14 protein-coding genes are annotated in these 17,049 nt (G+C 54.1%); 2 read left to right on the forward strand and 12 right to left on the reverse strand.

All coding sequences use genetic code 11. The features are described from left to right. Position 1: 1 nt before the first annotated feature. A complete protein-coding gene (locus D7M11_RS11810; RefSeq protein ID WP_120747418.1) occupies positions 2–1,012 on the reverse strand; it encodes a thiamine pyrophosphate-dependent dehydrogenase E1 component subunit alpha in 1,011 nt (336 codons plus the stop codon). A 208-nt stretch (positions 1,013–1,220) separates the two neighbouring features. After that, on the reverse strand, positions 1,221–2,642 hold the full coding sequence (gene lpdA / locus D7M11_RS11815) for a dihydrolipoyl dehydrogenase (RefSeq protein WP_120747419.1): 1,422 nt from the start codon (positions 2,640–2,642) through the stop codon (positions 1,221–1,223). A 349-nt stretch (positions 2,643–2,991) separates the two neighbouring features. Here lpdA and D7M11_RS11820 point away from each other — a divergent pair, with 349 nt between their 5' ends. After that, positions 2,992–3,261 (forward strand): DUF2627 domain-containing protein, encoded by a 270-nt coding sequence (locus D7M11_RS11820; protein ID WP_120747420.1) that lies wholly within the window; start codon positions 2,992–2,994, stop codon positions 3,259–3,261. Here D7M11_RS11820 and D7M11_RS11825 read toward each other — a convergent pair. From D7M11_RS11825 to D7M11_RS11850, 6 genes are all read right to left on the reverse strand, one after another. Next, complete coding sequence (locus tag D7M11_RS11825; protein ID WP_158606563.1) at positions 3,258–4,097, reverse strand: hypothetical protein; 840 nt, start codon at positions 4,095–4,097, stop codon at positions 3,258–3,260. The two genes, D7M11_RS11820 and D7M11_RS11825, sit on opposite strands and share 4 nt — an antisense overlap. Further along, complete coding sequence (locus D7M11_RS11830) at positions 4,094–4,795, reverse strand: glycosyltransferase family 2 protein (protein WP_120747422.1); 702 nt, start codon at positions 4,793–4,795, stop codon at positions 4,094–4,096. Before D7M11_RS11830 ends, D7M11_RS11825 begins: the two co-directional genes overlap by 4 nt. Next, the gene (gene steA, locus D7M11_RS11835; protein ID WP_120747423.1) at positions 4,771–5,847 is read right to left on the reverse strand and encodes a putative cytokinetic ring protein SteA; all 1,077 of its coding nucleotides are present in this window, start codon (positions 5,845–5,847) and stop codon (positions 4,771–4,773) included. The genes D7M11_RS11830 and steA overlap by 25 nt, the downstream gene beginning before the upstream one ends. 198 nt (positions 5,848–6,045) lie before the next feature. After that, positions 6,046–6,222 carry an aspartyl-phosphate phosphatase Spo0E family protein gene (locus tag D7M11_RS11840; RefSeq protein ID WP_120747424.1) on the reverse strand — a complete coding sequence of 59 codons (177 nt, stop codon included), beginning with the start codon at positions 6,220–6,222 and terminating at the stop codon, positions 6,046–6,048. Between the two features lie 451 nt (positions 6,223–6,673). Further along, positions 6,674–7,732: a Gfo/Idh/MocA family protein gene (locus D7M11_RS11845; protein ID WP_120747425.1), complete on the reverse strand. Its 1,059-nt coding sequence runs from the start codon at positions 7,730–7,732 to the stop codon at positions 6,674–6,676. 38 nt (positions 7,733–7,770) lie between these two features. After that, positions 7,771–8,796: a Gfo/Idh/MocA family protein gene (locus D7M11_RS11850; protein ID WP_120747426.1), complete on the reverse strand. Its 1,026-nt coding sequence runs from the start codon at positions 8,794–8,796 to the stop codon at positions 7,771–7,773. A 210-nt stretch (positions 8,797–9,006) separates the two neighbouring features. On the opposite strand from D7M11_RS11850, the gene D7M11_RS11855 reads away from it, so the two are divergent. Continuing rightward, positions 9,007–11,973, forward strand: coding sequence for a TIM-barrel domain-containing protein (locus D7M11_RS11855; protein ID WP_158606564.1), 2,967 nt, complete (start codon positions 9,007–9,009; stop codon positions 11,971–11,973). Positions 11,974–12,326: 353 nt separating this feature from the next. Here the strand turns inward: D7M11_RS11855 and D7M11_RS11860 are convergent, their stop codons facing one another. The 4 genes from D7M11_RS11860 to recN all read right to left on the reverse strand — a co-directional run bounded on the left by D7M11_RS11860 (position 12,327) and on the right by recN (position 17,032). Continuing rightward, positions 12,327–12,689, reverse strand: coding sequence for a phage holin family protein (locus D7M11_RS11860; RefSeq protein WP_158606565.1), 363 nt, complete (start codon positions 12,687–12,689; stop codon positions 12,327–12,329). A 176-nt stretch (positions 12,690–12,865) separates the two neighbouring features. Further along, positions 12,866–13,666: a sporulation transcription factor Spo0A gene (gene spo0A / locus D7M11_RS11865; RefSeq protein WP_120747565.1), complete on the reverse strand. Its 801-nt coding sequence runs from the start codon at positions 13,664–13,666 to the stop codon at positions 12,866–12,868. Positions 13,667–13,858: 192 nt separating this feature from the next. Beyond that, entirely contained in the window at positions 13,859–15,187 is a 1,329-nt protein-coding gene (spoIVB, locus tag D7M11_RS11870; RefSeq protein WP_240041062.1) for a SpoIVB peptidase, read from the reverse strand. A 126-nt stretch (positions 15,188–15,313) separates the two neighbouring features. Then, positions 15,314–17,032: a DNA repair protein RecN gene (gene recN, locus D7M11_RS11875; RefSeq protein ID WP_120747429.1), complete on the reverse strand. Its 1,719-nt coding sequence runs from the start codon at positions 17,030–17,032 to the stop codon at positions 15,314–15,316. Between the last annotated feature and the right edge of the window lie 17 nt (positions 17,033–17,049).

Consider the following 17,049-nt stretch of genomic DNA (forward strand, 5'->3'; position numbering starts at 1 on the left):
GTTATTGCCCCTCCTCTTCCGCATACACAAAACGATACAGATCCTGCTCATCCGGGAAAGGCGCTTTCTCCCCGAATTCGGTCGCTTCCTTGATCTCAGCAGCGAGCCGCTGGTGCAGCAGCACGTCTTCCTCTTCGTTCCAGATGCCGCTCGCGATCAAATACTCCTTGTAGCGCGGTATCGCATCCTTGCCGCGGTGCAGGTCGATCTCCTCTTTCGTCCGGTAAGCCAGATCGTTGTCCGACGTAGAGTGCGGGGACAGCCGGTACGTGACGGCCTCGATCAAGGTCGGACCTTCGCCGCGGATCGCCCGCTCGCGGGCTTCCTTGACGACGCGGAATACTTCCAGCACGTCGTTCCCGTCAACCTTGATGCCCGGGAAGCCGTAACCGATCGCCCGGTCGGCGATCGAGCCGGCCACTTGGCGGTGAATCGGAACCGATATGGCGTATTGGTTGTTTTCACACATCAGGATGACAGGCAACTTGTGTACTCCGGCAAAATTGCAGCCTTCGTGGAAGTCGCCTTGATTGCTCGAGCCGTCTCCGAACGTAACGAAGGTGGCTAACGATTCGCCTTTCATTTTGGCCGCCAGAGCGATGCCTACGGCATGCGGCACTTGGGTCGTTACGGGAGAGGAGCCGGTCACGATCCGCAGCTTGCGATGCGAAAAATGCCCAGGCATCTGCCGTCCGCCGCTGTTCGGATCGCTGGCTTTGGCGAATAGCGACAGCATCAGCTCTTTGGTCGTCATCCCGACCGACAAGACGAATCCGTAATCACGGTAATAAGGCAAATAATAATCACGTTCCCGGTCAAGCGCAAACGCCGCTCCGACTTGGGCCGCCTCCTGTCCGATGCCGGAAACGTGAAAGTTGATTTTGCCCGCACGCTGGAGCAGCAGTGCGCGCTCGTCATACTTCCGTGCCAGCAGCATAAACTTGTACATCTCGAGCGCTTGTTCGTCGTTAAGGCCAAGTTGCTTGTGCTTCGTCAATTGACCGATGGACATGGGCTCTAGCCTCCTTGTCGGCCTAGGTGGAGACGGCTTGCATCTCGCTGGCCGGATTTATCGAATGAGTTGCAGCTAATCGGAATACACTTCGAAGCTTCTCTTCACTTTATGGGGAAATCTTTAGTATCTGGTCTTAAGAGTTGACCTTATAACTTTATTATAATCGCTTTTGCGCGGGATTACAATTTGTTCGCATTCCGAATCGTTATACGCTGATCGACAGCCCGTCCACGGCAAGCATCGCCTCGCCGAGCGCTTCGGATAGCGTAGGGTGCGGATGGATCGAGCTGCCGACTTCCCACGGCGTCGCATCCAGCAGCTTCGCCAGCGCCGCCTCGGAGATCAGCTCCGTCGCATGCGGGCCGATAATAAACACGCCGAGCAGGTCGTTCGTATGCTTGTCCGCCACCACCTTGACGAAGCCGTCGTTCTCGCCGTAGACAAGAGCTTTGCCGAGCGGCTTAAACGGAAACTTGGCCGTCTTCGTTTCGTGCCCGAGCGCAGTTGCCTCGGATTCGGTCAAGCCGACGGACGCGACTTCCGGACGCGTGTAGACGCAGCGCGGTATGAGATGAACCGCATGAGGATGCGAAGCTTTGCCGCAGGCGTGTTCGGCAGCCGCAATGCCTTCATGGCCTGCGGCATGGGCGAGCATAAGTCCGCCGTTTACATCGCCGACAGCATAAATATGCGGCTCGGTCGTTTGCATATGCTCGTTGACCTTAATAACGCCCTTCTCGATGCGGATGTCCGTATTTTCCAGTCCGATCCCTTCGACATTCGCAATCCGCCCGACGGAAACGAGCATCGTTTCCGCCTCTAACGTTTCCTCGCCTTTGCCGGTTTCAACCGTCAAACGAACGCCGCTTTCGCTTTTCTCGACCGAATCCGTAATCAGCTTCGAGCCGGTCAGTACCCGGATGCCCCGTTTCTTGAACAGCCGCTCCAGCTCTCTCGACACGTCTTCATCCTCGGACGGCAGCAGCTTTTTCGCAGCCTCGACGATCGTCACTTGTACGCCGAACTCTTGAAGCATGGTCGCCCATTCCACGCCGATAACGCCTCCGCCGACGATGACGATAGAGTTAGGCAGCACTTCCATCTCAAGCGCATGATCGCTCGTCATGATGCGATGGCCGTCCGCCTCCAGCCCGGGCAGCATGCCGGGGCGCGAGCCCGTTGCGATGACAAGCTGCGACGGCACAAGCGTCTCGCCTTCCCCGTTGTCAAATTCAACGGAAACCGAACCGCTCCGCGGCGAAAAAATCGAAGGGCCGATGACGCGGCCTTCACCGCGATATACGTCGATCTCATGCTTTTTCATTAAAAATTGCAGCCCCTTATGGAGCTGCTCCACGATAGCCAGCTTGCGCGACTGCGCCTTTGCAAAATCGAACGAAACCTCGCCTGCGACAACGCCGAACTCGTCCGCGCGCTTCAAGGTTGCGTACACCTCGGCGCTGCGCAGAAGCGCCTTGCTCGGGATGCAGCCCTTGTGCAAGCACGTCCCTCCGAGCTTGTCCCGCTCGACCAGGGCTACCTTCTTGCCAAGCTGCGCCGCGCGGATCGCCGCCGAATAACCGCCTATACCTCCGCCGAGTACTACCAGATCATATGTAATGGACACTTTACCGTTCCTCCCCGCTAGTAGAAAACTTGCCGCTTGTCCCGCCTTAAAGCGATTGCCTTTATTGTACCAAAACGAAATTAGACATCAAATACAATTCGAGATAAGATTATAGAATGAAGATTTGGCAATTCTATTTAAGTTGAACGAATGTTTTGGAAGTCCGTTCCATTCCAAACTGGAATACCTCGCCGCTTCAAACATCTTGTTTGGAGTTCCTGGATTAATTGGCCTTCGGTCAGATAGAACTCCAAGCCAAAACTCACTGCGAGGCCATTCCATTTTTCCATTGCACTCAGCCTATTCCCTGAAGATGGTTCGTTCAACTTCAACAAGAGAGGGTCCGTCTATGAAAGAGAAGGTTCAAAGGTTTATTGCCATCCTGCTGCTCATCATTCCCGGCGGCGCCGCCACTTACGGTTTTTTGGCGATGAAGGACTCGTTCTTCGCCCAATTCGGACCGGAGGACGAAAATCCGCACATTCTGTGGGGCAAAATGATTTTCGGCTTCATCCTCTTCGCTGCCGGCATTACATTCATCGGCGGCTGGATCTTTTTCCGCGACCGCAAACGGAACTACGTCGCTCCGCGCTTCCGGGCAAAAAAAAAGCGGTCCTAGACGCGACCGAAACGGTCGAGCCATTGGACCCATTTGTGACGCTCGATCCAAGCCGAGATCGAGCTGCGTTCCGCCGTCCTGTGCATGGCTGCAAGCAAAGCAAAAGCAACCGCCTGCAGCCAGAAGGGCGCCGCGTATACGAGCGAGCAGCCCAGCATAAAGCCAAGTACGTTCGCTCCGCTGTCTCCCAGCATATGTTTTCCCCTCAGATCGCCCGCTAGCAAAGCGGTTCCTCCCGCAACCCCGGGCAGCAGCCACGTGTACAGAATAGCGGCCGGATTTGCCGCCGCGATGACCGCCGCTGCGCAATAAAAGCTTTTCCAGGCCCTTCCCGGCCTAACATCGAGCAAATTCAAAGCATTCGCCGCCAGCGCTATCGTAATCCAATCGAAAAGTGCCTCCGCCCAAAATTCGCTGCTAAACATCGCGACCCACAGCGCCGCCAGTATGATTCCGGCCGTTTTTATGATGCCCGTCGACGGCGTCCCCGTCTGCCTCCATCTTTTCCAATGACCGGAGATGCCTTTAACCGTCCTTTCTCCGACACAATCGTCCAGCAGGCCGACCGCATAGACAAGAAGGAGCCCCGGGATACTGCCCCGCAAAAAAGGATAGACCGACTCGTAGCCTAAATGACCCGTGCCGGACAGAAAGCTTACTGCCGTATAAAACAGCACGAGCGTAATCGCCACGACCGCACCGGACCCGACGGGAATCTCGTCGCCTGCATAATTTCTTCCGGTCATCCGGTGTTCGCGCAAAAAACGCAGCGTAACCGGAAGCGCGACCCTGGCTGCAGCCGCAAGCAGCAAAAACAATAAAATTGTTGCAATCATGGCGCGGACCTGCTCCATCGTCTCAGCATCGTTTGGGCGATAGCGACCATCTGTCCGCCGCGATGCCAAAAGCCGCTGAGCGACTTTCCCATCTCGCGGTGACAAAGCGGAAGCGGGACTTCGCAAATGCGGTATCCGAGACGGGCTGCATCGATCGTGAGCCCCACCTCGATGCCGAAGCCTACGGGCACATGCCTCATCTTCCTTAGCAGCTCGCTGCGCACCGCGCGTTGGCCGGATAGGGGGGCTTCAAACCTCAAACCCGTCATCCGGTAAATACCGTTCCCGGCAAAACGCTTCGCCAGTCCAAAGCCGCCGCGGGCGGACGGTTGCTCGAACCGGGCAACTGCCATATCCGCTTCACCCCGGCGTACCGGCTCCAGTAATCCCGCCAAATGTTCGGCCGAATGCTCCAGGTCAGCGTCGGCAAACAACACGATATCCCCCTTCGCCCGCATCCAGCCGGAGCGCATCGCCGCCCCTTTGCCAAGCCTGCGCTCATGCTCGATGACAACCGTCGCCCAGCGGGAGGCCCGCTCGGCCGTGAGATCGGTACTGCCGTCATCGACGACGATCAGTTCGCTCCAGAGCGGATGACTCGTTTTGCCGCGAATCCGGTGAAGCGCCTCCAGCGTGGCTCCTATCGTGTTCTCCTCGTTCCAGGCCGGAACGACTATCGATACGGACTCGTCCGCCATAACGCCCCTCCTTCCACGATCGCTGCAAACTTATGCAGTTGCGATTTTTTCGATCCCCATAAGCTGGCGCCTTTGGCGTCTATGAGCTTATGGCCGACCAGCATGCGAACAAGCAGCGTACTGGCCATCCCGGCCCGGCCTTTCTTCAAAAAATCGATAGGCTCACTGTGCGATCCGACGATGACGATTCTCGCCGCACCTTGTTCGTAGGAAAGACGCAGCGCCAGATCCTCGCTAGTGCCGGGGGCCGCCACAGTATCGGAGGCAAGACCGAGCTGCCGGATTCGCTCCAGCCCGGGCGCCCAGCCGTCCGGGTAAGCGTGAACGAGCAATTGAGCGCCGACGCGCAGCGTCTGATCCGATACGCTGTCCATATCGCCGATAATCAGATCCGGCACATACCCCTGCGAGACGAGTACGTCCGCTCCCCCGTCGACTCCGACAAGCACCGGCTTCGCGCTTCGGATATAATGCCGCAGCGCGGCCAAATCTTCCCTACAGCCGCTTCCCCTCGATACGACCAGCACATCGCGCGTTTCTAACGGATTGTTTAATTCCGGCAGTGTTAGAGGGCGAGTCAGTGAATTCAGCTCATTCGCCGCATAGTGCAGAGTGTTTTCGGCAAAGCCAAGCAGCGTCAGCGGATACATCCGCTCTCCCGTCCGCTTCAACCGCTCCCACTCCTCATACCCGAACGGATAACAGACGAGCTCGGCATGAAGGCCCGTCAACGTGCCGTCGCGAATCCGAATCCGCTCTCCGTCTTGCAGCAGTTCAAAGCTGCTTTCATCGATCTCATAAATCGGTATTCCTTCCCGCAGCAGCAGTAGCGGACCATCATGGGGAAAGGCGCTCGTCATCGTCCTGCCGCTATTGATCACCGCTTTGACCCCGGACCGAAGCAGCCCTTCGGCAGCCGGCTCGTCCAGATCATCATGGCAGATCAGGGCGATCTCCCCGCGGCGAATATGGCGAAGCAGCCGCTTCGTATTCCGGTCGGCTCTGACAACCCCTTCCATAACGGCTGCCGCACGCACATTATTAATACGCATGACCCGCCCCCTCCATGTGCGACTTAATATTGTATCGTTAACATGTAGTTTGATCCAAGAACGTCTTGCCCATGCACCAAAGGAAAAATGCACAACCTTGTAATTTTCGATTTAACGCCTTACCGAATTACATTTTTTAACGTAAAAAAACCTTCCGTAAGGCAACCGGAAGGTTGTAGCGCTATCCTCACTTGCACGTTATGGTTGTTTACACTCCTGCTGCATTTTAATGAATTGGACCAAAAACTCATCAAGCTGCTGACTCATCTTGAGGACGGTATTGTCCGCAAAAGTGCCTTTCTCCATGGCAAGCGCCACCAGGTCGCCGCGAAGCTGCTCGATCGCCTCGGATTCTTCCATTAACACCGCGTTCATGTTTTTTCAATCCTCTTTCGTAAATATTCTTTTTGTATCGTTTTACATCGTTTTCTTTTTCTACAGGCTTCATTATAATACGAACAGCTGGTCGGTGTTTGTCACTTCTTGTCAAGGGTCATTTTATATTTTGTGAACTTCGGACACGATCGTTCACGTTTCCGCCTAATCCGGCTAATCCCCCGGTCAGCATTCGAGTCCGCTCCCTCCCCCCCGACAACATCCCCGTTTTTCCGAACTATTCCTATCATTTTTACATTTTATACCAGAAAATAAAGCGTCAAACGCCTCGACATTTCCTGTAATCGCTTTTTTGAACCTGTCCGAATTGGAGCAAAACCCATACATACAAAAGCCGCGCCTTCGCTGGTTTGTACAAACCAACAAAAACACGGCTTTTCGTTCCAAAAAGATGTCGATCGTTGTTTATCTTAGTCGATAATCGGAACGATTATTTTTTCGCAGGCAAAAAAATTTCTTTCCCCGTTCGGGACGATTCGTAGATGGCAAGTACAATTTCCACCGCATCGCGCCCTTCCCGGCCGGTAATCATCGGCGGACGATTGAAACGCACCGCATCGATCATATCCTGAATCTGCTTGTCGGTCGTATCCGCTTGCAGCGCCGCTTTGGCTTCGGACAACTCGCCGAACCGTTTCCGCATATCGGCTTCTTCTTCAGCCATCTGGTCTCCGCGAATTTTCCAATCGGTGATCAGATTTTCCTTCATGGCGATTCCGCCGTCGGAGCCGAATAGCTCCAGCGACGAGCCGAAGCCCGGATACGCCGCCGTCGTGCCGACGATCGTTCCGACCGCTCCGCTAGCAAATTTGACGAGCGCCACTCCCAGATCCTCCGTTTCGATCTGATGCGCGCTCACCTTTGCATGGCCTACAACGGACTGAACCGGCCCCATCATCCACTGAAGCAGGTCGATCGTATGAACGGCCTGGTTCATCAGCGAACCGCCTCCGTCCCATGCCCAGGTGCCTCTCCAGCCGCCGTTTTGCTCGTAATACTCCTGGGTCCTGAACCATTTCACATGCGCATTGGCGAGCACGGGCGTACCTAGCCGTCCGGCATCGACAGCCTTCTTCATTTCCTGGATGGCGGGCATGAGCCTGATTTGGAAAATACACCCCAAATGCAAACCCCGGCTTGCAAAAGCTTCAATAGCACTGTCGATCCGCTCCAGCGTAATGTCGAGCGGCTTCTCGGTAATCGCATGTTTCCCCGCTTCGGCGATTTGCAGCAGCATCTCCGTATGAAGCCCGCTCGGGGTACATACGTGAACGAGATCGATATCGTCCCGTTTCAGCATTTCGCTTAAATCCGTATAGGCATCCGCGCCGAACTCCTCGGCAAACTTATCTGCCGCAGCCTGGTTTTTGTCGCATACTGCGATCAGCTCCGCTCCCTGGGCTTTCAGAATCGCCTTCACATGAGTACGTCCGCGCCCAAGACCGATGACGGCGGCTCCTACGCTCGATGGATCTTTTTTCTTGTTCATTCGCTTAGTTCTCCCTTTTTGAGAGCTGTTAAAGCTCCTTAGTGTTTGAAATCGAAACGGTTTCGTATAACCGCGCTCTCGTCCGCCTCAATAGTCGCCCTGCTGGCGGCGAGAATGTCTACATGCGTAAACAGCCCCTGCTTGCCGTCCACCCGATCTAGAAAATCGCTTACCGCCGATGCCGTTTCGGCGTCCGGCTTCAGGAACGTGCCATCCGGGTCGTCTCCGTCTCCTCGAGTGATGCGGGCGTAGGTTGCGTTTTTCCCTTGCTTGGCATCGTAAACGACGCCATACTCCGCATAACCTTCCGTTCCCGCGATCACGATTCGGCTGAAACGCCCGTCCTTGTTAGTAGCGGGAGTATGCCAGTCCGCATGAACCTGAGCCGTCGTGCCGTCGTCCATCATAACCTGAACGGCAGCCGTATCGTAAAAGTCCGGGTATTCGGGCAATATCGTTTTGGACATCACGCTCTGGGTCATCACGATTTCCTTGCCCGTCAGCCAGCGCAGCACATCCATATCGTGAATAAGCAGATCGATCAATACGCCGCCATTGCGTTTTTTGGAAAAATGCCACGCATCCCGTGTAGCCGGCAACAGCTTGTGCGGGCTTGTGATATAGAGATGGACGATGTCGCCGATCGCTCCTGCGTCGATTTCGCGTTTCAGCGCCGTCATCGTTCCCCAGAACCGCTTCGGAAGCATGAGACCTATCTGTATGCGGCCCCGCTCCATCACGGCTTCCAGCCGCCGAAGGCCATCCCCGTCCGTGACCGCAGGCTTATCCAGCACAATGTGCTGGCCTCCACGCTCGCACGCTTCGATGATATCGATTTTCTCATTGTTGACCGCCGACGATCCGATGATATGCACCGACGGCACAAGCAGTTCTTCCACGTGATCCACGAGCGGAACGTTATAGAGCTCCACACATTGCCGGGCCAGCTTCCAATCCTCGGCATCGTAAATGCCGGCGCAAGTATGGCCTTTGTCCAGCATTTCTTTGATAAAGCTCCGTATATGGCCGTGGCGACAGCCAATCACCGCAAACCGATAAGACATTTCTGTCTGCTCCTTTCAGTGCGTGAAAACTAATGATGCTTTCGTACTACAGCGTAACAAAAAGCGCCAAAACCGTATACGTAACCGCGATGACATTTTCATTGCTGTTCATAACCATTTATTCATCATTTCATGACGATTTTTAACCTATAGGCTATACCCACCCGAAAGCGTCCATGATATGATGGTAGCGAAAAGGAGATGGTACGATTGAACCGGCACATGAGCGGCTTTCCATTCCGGCTCGGTTTAGGCGGCTGGATGTGCGTGAGCCCGGTGAATCCTCATACGTTTCGGGTCCGCCTGAACGATACCGGCGTATTCCCCGAGCAGGCACTGATCCGTTATGGGATTGTACGACAGCCAGAAGAGCTGTGTCCGTTCAGCACCGAGCAGAATAACGCGATCATAGCGATTCGCACGGATCAGGCGGAGCTGCTGATCGATCGGCAGAACGGGCAGTTTCGCTGGAACGCCGGGAATGGCCGGGAAATCGTGCGTACGGCAACTGTACCCCGCTCCGACCGCTCCGGCGGATTCGGAATCTGCCTCGCTGCGATGTCCGGGGAGGCTTTGTACGGGCTCGGGGACGTTGCGCCGGATGGGATCGAACGAAGCGGACAAAAGGTGGAGATGTGGGTGGCGGGAACCCACTTTCATTCGCCGATTCCGTTCGTGATGAGCAGCCGGGGCTGGGCCATCATGATGAATACGACTTGGAAGCATTCCATTCATATAAACAGTGTTGGCGGCCGTGAAAGTGAAGATAACGGTCACATTGACATAGAGGGCCCGGAAGGCGAGCTGGATTTTTATTTGTTCCAAGGAAACGACTATGCCGAGCTGCTGAACCGGTATACGGCCATTGCCGGCAGACCTCGCCTGCTTCCGATCTGGGCGTACGGCCTCCACTACTTTTGCAGTGTCGAATCGGGCGGACGGCAAATTGTCGAAGATGCACTCAAATTTCGCCAGGAAGGCATTCCGTGCGATCTGATCGGCCTATCCGACGGCTGGATGGCAGAGGAGCCGGACGAAGCGGGCAACAGACAATGGGACTTCCGGCGGTTCGTCATTTCGTCCAGCCGTCAGGAGCCGACCGCCTTTATCGATACGTTGCACCGACACGGCTTCAAGCTCAGCTTGATGCTTTCCTGCGATTACGATCTGACCGCCCACGAGGAAACAAACGCAGGTTGCGAACCGCAGGACGCGGAAGCTGGAGCCGCCAAGGCGTGGTTCGATCAGCTTCGTACGTTCGTCGACGAAGGAGTCGACGCCTTCAAAATTCCGAGCGCCAATCAAACGGCCCCCCACCCGGAACGAAGCTGGGCGAACGGCATGACGGATAACGAGATGCACAACCTGTATCCGGTCGTACTCGGCAAACAAATGCAGGAAGGCTATGTCAGGCAGACCGGCAAACGGCCGATGATCCACACGGTGGTCGGGTATACGGGCATGCAGCAATATACGGCTACCGAATGCGGCAAATACGGCCAGCGGACGACCGCTGTCATCTCTGCGCTTAACTCGGGTCTCTCCGGCCATGCGCATACGGCGATTCATATGCATGTGGAGGAGCCGGAAGGCATCCATGCCAGCTTTCTGATGCCCTGGGCACAGAACAACTCGGGGAGACATTTCCGTCACCCCTGTTTTCTGGAAGAGAAACAGCGCGCTCTGTTTCGCCTGTATGCGCGTTTGCGCTACCGGCTGCTTCCCTACTTGTATTCCGCCGCCCACACAGCCGCGAATACGGGAATGCCGATCGCCCGGGCTATGCCGCTCTCGTTTCCGGACGACGAGCAGTGCAGGAATTTGTTCACTCAATATATGCTTGGCGACCATTTGCTTGTTGGCGTCTTTACCGAGAACGTTTACTTGCCGAAAGGGTGCTGGATCGATTATTGGACGGGAGATCGGTACGAAGGTCCGGCAACGATCGCTTACCGGGTTCCGGAGCAAGCGGGAGGGCCCTTGTTCGTTCGTGCCGGGGCGATCATCCCGATGCGGCCGGATATGGAATACATTGAACCGTCGGGTGCCGAACGGCTCATCCTGCACGTTTACCCCGACGGGCCCAGCGAATCCGCCATCTACGAAGACGACGGCATCACCTTTCGGTATGAGGAAGGAAGCATAGCGGAAACGCGCATTCGATGCGAGGCGGACGAGACCCGGATCGTTGTGCGCATTTGGCGGCGAAGAGGGACCTACGAGGGCATGACGGGACGTCGCAGCTACGAGGTCGTTGTGCATACGGAAAATAAGCCGGCCTTCCTTCGTCTGAACGGTCAACGCTATGCGGAGCAGACACCCGCCACCGCCCGAAGAAACCCCGAATCCGGCTGGAAATACGACAGGCTGGCAGGCACGATTCGGCTGTATGCGGAGGAAGCGGCGGAAGCGGACGAGCCGGTCTTGATCGAGCTGTCTCTCCGCTTTACCGAGCAAGATGAGCAGAAGCAGCATGGCGTTAAGCCGGACCCATCAGGTGCCTATTCGTCTCCTGATGCAGTCGCGCAAGAAACGCATCATGACTCGGCGGAGTGGCTGCATATCGCTCTCGACACCTGTGTTCAGGCAGAGGTCGAGGCCGCGCTGAACGTCTGGTGGAACAGCGGGAAACCTAACGGTTCGTCCGACGACAATTGGCGAGTCCGGTTGCTGGACGGCTGCCTGCTGCTTCTCCGCCACGCCGAACGGCGCGGCTGGAGCCTCGGGGACGCATTTGGCGCGGACCTGGCCAACCCGCTTTCACATACCGATACGCAAACGGCGGAACAAGCGCTGGCGCTGCTTACCAAGTTGGCAGGCGAAGTGCTCGCCGCCGCGAAAAAGTCGATCGAATCCGTCCGGCACCCGATCCTGCGCGAGATCGTCGCCCAAGTGAAAAAGGAGCTGCACAAAAAGCTGTCGCTCCAAGAGTTTGCAGACCGGACGGGCCTGCATCCCGTCTATTTAAGCAGACTGTTCAAGCGAGAAATCGGCCTCCCCTTCTCCGACTACGTGCTTCAGCAGCGCATGCTGCGCGCAAAAGCGCTGCTCGAGGCCGGTATGAGGGTATACGAAGCCGCCTCCTATAGCGGATTCCAGGACGCCAGTCATTTTTCGCGCGTCTACAGTCAGTATTGGGGATTGGCCCCGGTTCGGGTGCGGCGGAAGGAGACGTGACTAGGCCGCTGCACTCCGGTGGAGATGGCAGCTCGCTTATGGCACTACGCAGTTTGAACAATAGAAGTCCTTAGAGCCCCTTAATCCATCCGGGATTGGAGATACGGGGCTATAGCAGCCTTTTGCGCCTCTTATATTGGTGGAAAATTGTGCATCGAGAGGGATACACCGGATTTAACAGTTCCAAAAGCATTCTATTCTTATAAACTACGATTTTCTAGAAAAATAAGATACTCTAATGTAGAGTTTTTAGCTTTTCTAGCCTTTACTCCTTCCCCATTCACGACATCTTACCTCAATCCGCAGCTTATCCGCAGCCTTCCTCGTTATGGTCGGCCTTGACTTGCTGAATTTCAGTCATCACGTTTTGATTTCACTTTTACCGTGAATATACTAAGAACAATAGTAAGGATTACATAAGTCCAGAATCCATGAACTTCAAATCCGTTCAGGTATTTATCAAGCAGCCAAAGTTTAATCGGCGTCAATACTACTGAGGCGAGGATTAAAGCTGGTGTAGTTAGACAGCCAATCCCAACAGTTATAAGCATTACTGAAAATACCACGGCAAGACTAAATAAAAAACTTATAACGAACATTAGAATAGATGCAATGATCAGCGTCTTTGTGTCTGCAATTGCTATATACTGATTAAAGTACTGACTGCCTACCCAAAAGACTACTAATGTAACGATAAAATTTAATATATTCCTCATGAATACCTCCTCGTGAAATCGCCTTTTCATTGCATCGAGTTGATGATAATAGCCGGTCAATAAAAACACTCCTTTATCAGATTGTTTTTGCAACCCAATAAAGGAGTAGAATTTGTACTATGAACCGTACATATTGATCATAAAAACATACTTCAAACCCACTACTCCTTACCCTTTCAAGACACCTTATGCTCGATCCGCAGTTTATCCGCCACCATGGCGATAAATTCGCTATTTGTCGGCTTCGACTTCGAGATATTGATCGTGTAGCCGAACAGGTGGCTAATGCTGTCGATGTTGCCGCGCGTCCAGGCGACTTCGATCGCGTGGCGGATGGCGCGTTCGACGCGGGATGGTGTCGTTTTGTACTTTTCGGCAATAGCCGGGTACAGCGTCTTCGTAATCGCGCCGAGAATTTCGATGTTGTTGTACACCATTGTTATGGCTTCCCGCAAATACTGATACCCTTTAATATGCGCAGGAACGCCGATTTCATGTATGATGCTCGTAATGTTCGCATCGAGATTGCGGCCCTTGGAGATCGGAACGACGTTCGGCTTGGAGGTGATATGCGAGGTCATTGGGCTGCTGCTTCCATTCGATACGAGCTGACGAATCCGGTTCGTCAAAATTTCCATGTCAAACGGCTTGAGTATGTAATAGGATGCTCCCAGTTGGACCGCTTTTTGCGTAATGTTTTCTTGTCCGAACGCGGTGAGCATTATAATTTTCGGTTGTGGGTTCAGGTTTAACTCGCGCAGCTTTTCGAGTACGCCGAGGCCGTCGAGGTGCGGCATGATGATATCGAGAATGAGGACGTCCGGCGCTTTGTTGTTTTGTTCGATATAAGACAACACTTCGTTGCCGTTATATGCTACGCCTGCTACTACCATATCGTCTTGCTCGGAAATAAATTCCGAAAGAAGGTTTGTAAATTCTCGGTTGTCGTCAGCCAATAACACTTCGATCTTTTGCAACATCATTTCCTCCTCAATGGAACAAAAAGTGATGGGTTATCATTTCACTATTAGATATTTTCGACAATGAGAATGAATTTCCTTCTGTCGAAAAATTTTTTTCTTTTATTTTTTTTAGAAATCATCTATAATAAATATTTTTCCTTACTTTCTTGTACGTTTCGACAAAAACAGAAAAAATCTTAAGGCCCCTTAACCGGCCTTAAGATTTTGTTGTTCTTTCGGATTGATGATGACGCCGGCATCCTGCAGCATCCACTCGATGAAGCAGCCGTATCCGGATGTCGGATCGTTGACGAATACGTGGGTCACCGCACCGATCACTTTACCGTTCTGGATAATCGGGCTGCCGCTCATGCCCTGCACAATACCGCCTGTTTTCTCGAGAAGCCGCGGATCGGTAATTTTGATGACCATTCCCTTAGTTGCCGGAAAGTCCTGCTTCGAGACGTGTACGACCTCGATATCGAATTTCTCAACCTTTTGTCCGGAAACGACCGTGTAAATATGAGCCGGACCTTCCTTGACCTCCTCCGCGAAGGCGACCGGAATCGCCTCCTTCACCAGGCTGTGCTCCGGCGAATCGAACATTTTGCCGAATATGCCAAACGACGTGTTTTTGACGATATTGCCGAGCACTTTACTTTCGTTGAAAAAATTGGCGCGCTTCTCGCCGGGTTCGCCGTTTTGGCTTTTCGCAATCGAAGTAACCGTCGAATGGACGATTTGGCCTTCGCCTACGGAAATCGGGGTTTGCGTGTCCATATCGGTAATGACATGTCCCAGAGCGCCATAGACGCCTTGATCGGGAGCGTAAAAAGTCAACGTGCCTACGCCGGCGGCCGAATCGCGAATGTACAAGCCGAGCCGGTAAGTTTTGTCCACCGTATCGAATGCTGGGGTGATTTCGGTCTGAATTTGCTGCTCGTTGCGGCGAATTTTAAGCTTGATCGGCGTTTGCTGCTCGCCCGCTTTTTTGACAATACTGGCTACCTTCGTAACATCGTTAATGTACGTGCCGTCGAATTCCTGAATCAGATCGCCAACTTGAATTTTCGCTTCCTCGCCAGGAGACGACTTCTTGTTGTCAGCCACGCTCACCAGATGGTGGCCTACGACCATAATGCCGTCCGACTTGATTTTGACGCCGATCGTCTGACCGCCGGGAATCACTTTCAAATCCGGCATCACGCTCACTTTTACGGTTTTGAGCGGAATTTTGCCGAATAGCCGCAACTGCATCTCCGTTTTACCGCTATGCCCGGATTCGAGCGATATCGGGCGGTTCAGATCGACTTGAAACGAATGCGTGGCATTGCCGTTTACTTTGACAACCTCCGGGTTTACCGTTACCTCAGCATGTACTGGCATCGATAAGTTCAGCTGCCTGCCTTGGCCCGAAAACAAGCGAATTTCGCCCGGGAACGACGCGAAGCTTTGAAAAGGAGTGGAAAAACAGCCCAAACAAACGAAGAAGACGAGAATGAGTCCCATCAATCTTTTTCTTTTGCCGGAATTCAACCCTGGTCACGCTCCTTTACGCATAGCTGCCTGACTTTAGCGGTGATCGCCAATTGCGTACCTATAAGGTAACCGTGCCCCAGATCTTTTATAACTGAATAAAGATGCCACGGAATGCGGTTTGTTTCACACTTTGGCGTTCATTTTCTTTTCATGCGCCAATTGGATCATTTCCTTCGCATGACTCAGCGTCGTTTCCGTTACTTCCACCCCGCCCAGCATCCGGGCCAGCTCGCGTACGCGATCGGCATCGCGCACATCTTCGACGGAAGTAAACGTCCGGTCGCCCTGAACGCTTTTCTGGATCAAATAATGGGAATCCGCCATACAAGCCACCTGCGGCAAATGAGTGATCGAAAACACCTGGCAGTACCGCGACAGCTCCGACATTTTCTCCGCAATCGCTTGGGCGGCCCGTCCGCTGACACCGGTATCGACTTCGTCGAACACGAGAACCGGAATTTGATCGACGCGGGCAAAGATCGATTTCATCGCCAGCATAACCCGGGACATTTCGCCGCCCGAAGCGATTTTCGCCAGCGGACGAAGCGGCTCGCCGGGATTCGCCGAAATCAGAAACTCCACATCGTCCAAGCCGCTTCTCGAAAACGAGACGTCGCCAGCGAGACGTTCGCTTCCCGATCGGGTAAAGCTGACGTCGAAGCGGGTCCGTTCCATATGCAGCGCTTTAAGTTCCGCCTCAATGCCGCTCGATAACCGCTTGGCCGCATCACGCCGCAGCTCCGTCAGCTTGGAGCCGATCTTCATAAGCTCCTGCTGCTCGCGCTCAAGCGACTGCTCCAGCCGCTTAATCGTCTCGTCCTTGTTCTCGATCAGCGACAGCTCCTGCTCGATTCGCTGCCCGTACGCAATAATCTCCGCCAGATTATCCCCGTATTTGCGCCGCAGCGCCCCGATTACCGTCAGCCGGTCTTCGATTTCCTCCAGCCGCTGCGGATTAAATTCGATGGCGTCCCGATACGAGCGAAGCTGAAAAGCCGCGTCTTCCAATTGATAATATGCCGATTGCATTTGCTCCAGCAAAGGTCCGAGCGTCGCCGAATCCACAGCCGCGATATCCGAAACGCGCTGAACCGCTTTCGAAATCGTCGCAATGCCTTTGGAGCCGTACAAAGCGTCATACGAATCCGCCACGTTCTGATACAATTTCTCTGCATTAGCTAGCTTGCGCTTTTCTTCCAATAATGATTCATCCTCTCCGATTTTTAATCGGGCGGAGCCGATTTCTTCAATTTGAAACCGGTACAGGTCGGCCATTTGGAACGCTTGCTTGCTCGTCTCCTGCAAATGCTTCAATTCCTTCTTGAGCTGCGCGTATCGGTCATAGGCCAGCTCGAACTGATTCCTTACCGGCATTATACGATCGGCTTCGAACAGATCAAGCCATTGCAGATGGCTGTCCGCTTTCATCAAGGACTGATGCTCGTGCTGGCCGTGAATGTTGACGAGGCATTCGCCGACTTCACGCAGCATCGCCAGCGTAACGAGTTGGCCGTTGATCCGGCTCGTGCTTTTGCCGTGAGCAGTCATCTCGCGGCGGATAATGACCGGGTCGCCCTCGCAAGCTTCCACACCGATCCTCTCCAGTACGCGGGTTAAAGGGTGTCCGGGATGAATGTCGAACTGCGCCTCGATCTCCGCCTTCTCGCAGCCGTAGCGGACCAGCTCCGCAGATCCCCGGCCTCCGGCTATAAGTCCGAGTGCATCGATAATGATCGATTTACCGGCACCGGTTTCCCCGGTTAAAACCGAAAAACCGTTTCGAAACGAAACGGTTACCTGTTCGATTACAGCCAAATTGCGTATGGTCAGTTCCGTAATCACCTAATGTTCCTCCCCTG

The sequence above is a fragment of the Paenibacillus ginsengarvi genome (assembly GCF_003626695.1).
Lineage (GTDB): Bacteria > Bacillota > Bacilli > Paenibacillales > NBRC-103111 > Paenibacillus_AB > Paenibacillus_AB ginsengarvi.

Bases quoted from the DNA above. Each gene is read 5' to 3' on its own strand.
- D7M11_RS11810 (WP_120747418.1), bottom strand. From the start codon at position 1,012: ATGTCCATCGGTCAATTGACGAAGCACAAGCAACTTGGCCTTAACGAC.
- D7M11_RS11820 (WP_120747420.1), top strand. From the start codon at position 2,992: ATGAAAGAGAAGGTTCAAAGGTTTATTGCCATCCTGCTGCTCATCATT.
- D7M11_RS11825 (WP_158606563.1), bottom strand. From the start codon at position 4,097: ATGATTGCAACAATTTTATTGTTTTTGCTGCTTGCGGCTGCAGCCAGG.
- D7M11_RS11830 (WP_120747422.1), bottom strand. From the start codon at position 4,795: ATGGCGGACGAGTCCGTATCGATAGTCGTTCCGGCCTGGAACGAGGAG.
- steA (WP_120747423.1), bottom strand. From the start codon at position 5,847: ATGCGTATTAATAATGTGCGTGCGGCAGCCGTTATGGAAGGGGTTGTC.
- D7M11_RS11840 (WP_120747424.1), bottom strand. From the start codon at position 6,222: ATGAACGCGGTGTTAATGGAAGAATCCGAGGCGATCGAGCAGCTTCGC.
- D7M11_RS11845 (WP_120747425.1), bottom strand. From the start codon at position 7,732: ATGAACAAGAAAAAAGATCCATCGAGCGTAGGAGCCGCCGTCATCGGT.
- D7M11_RS11850 (WP_120747426.1), bottom strand. From the start codon at position 8,796: ATGTCTTATCGGTTTGCGGTGATTGGCTGTCGCCACGGCCATATACGG.
- D7M11_RS11860 (WP_158606565.1), bottom strand. From the start codon at position 12,689: ATGAGGAATATATTAAATTTTATCGTTACATTAGTAGTCTTTTGGGTA.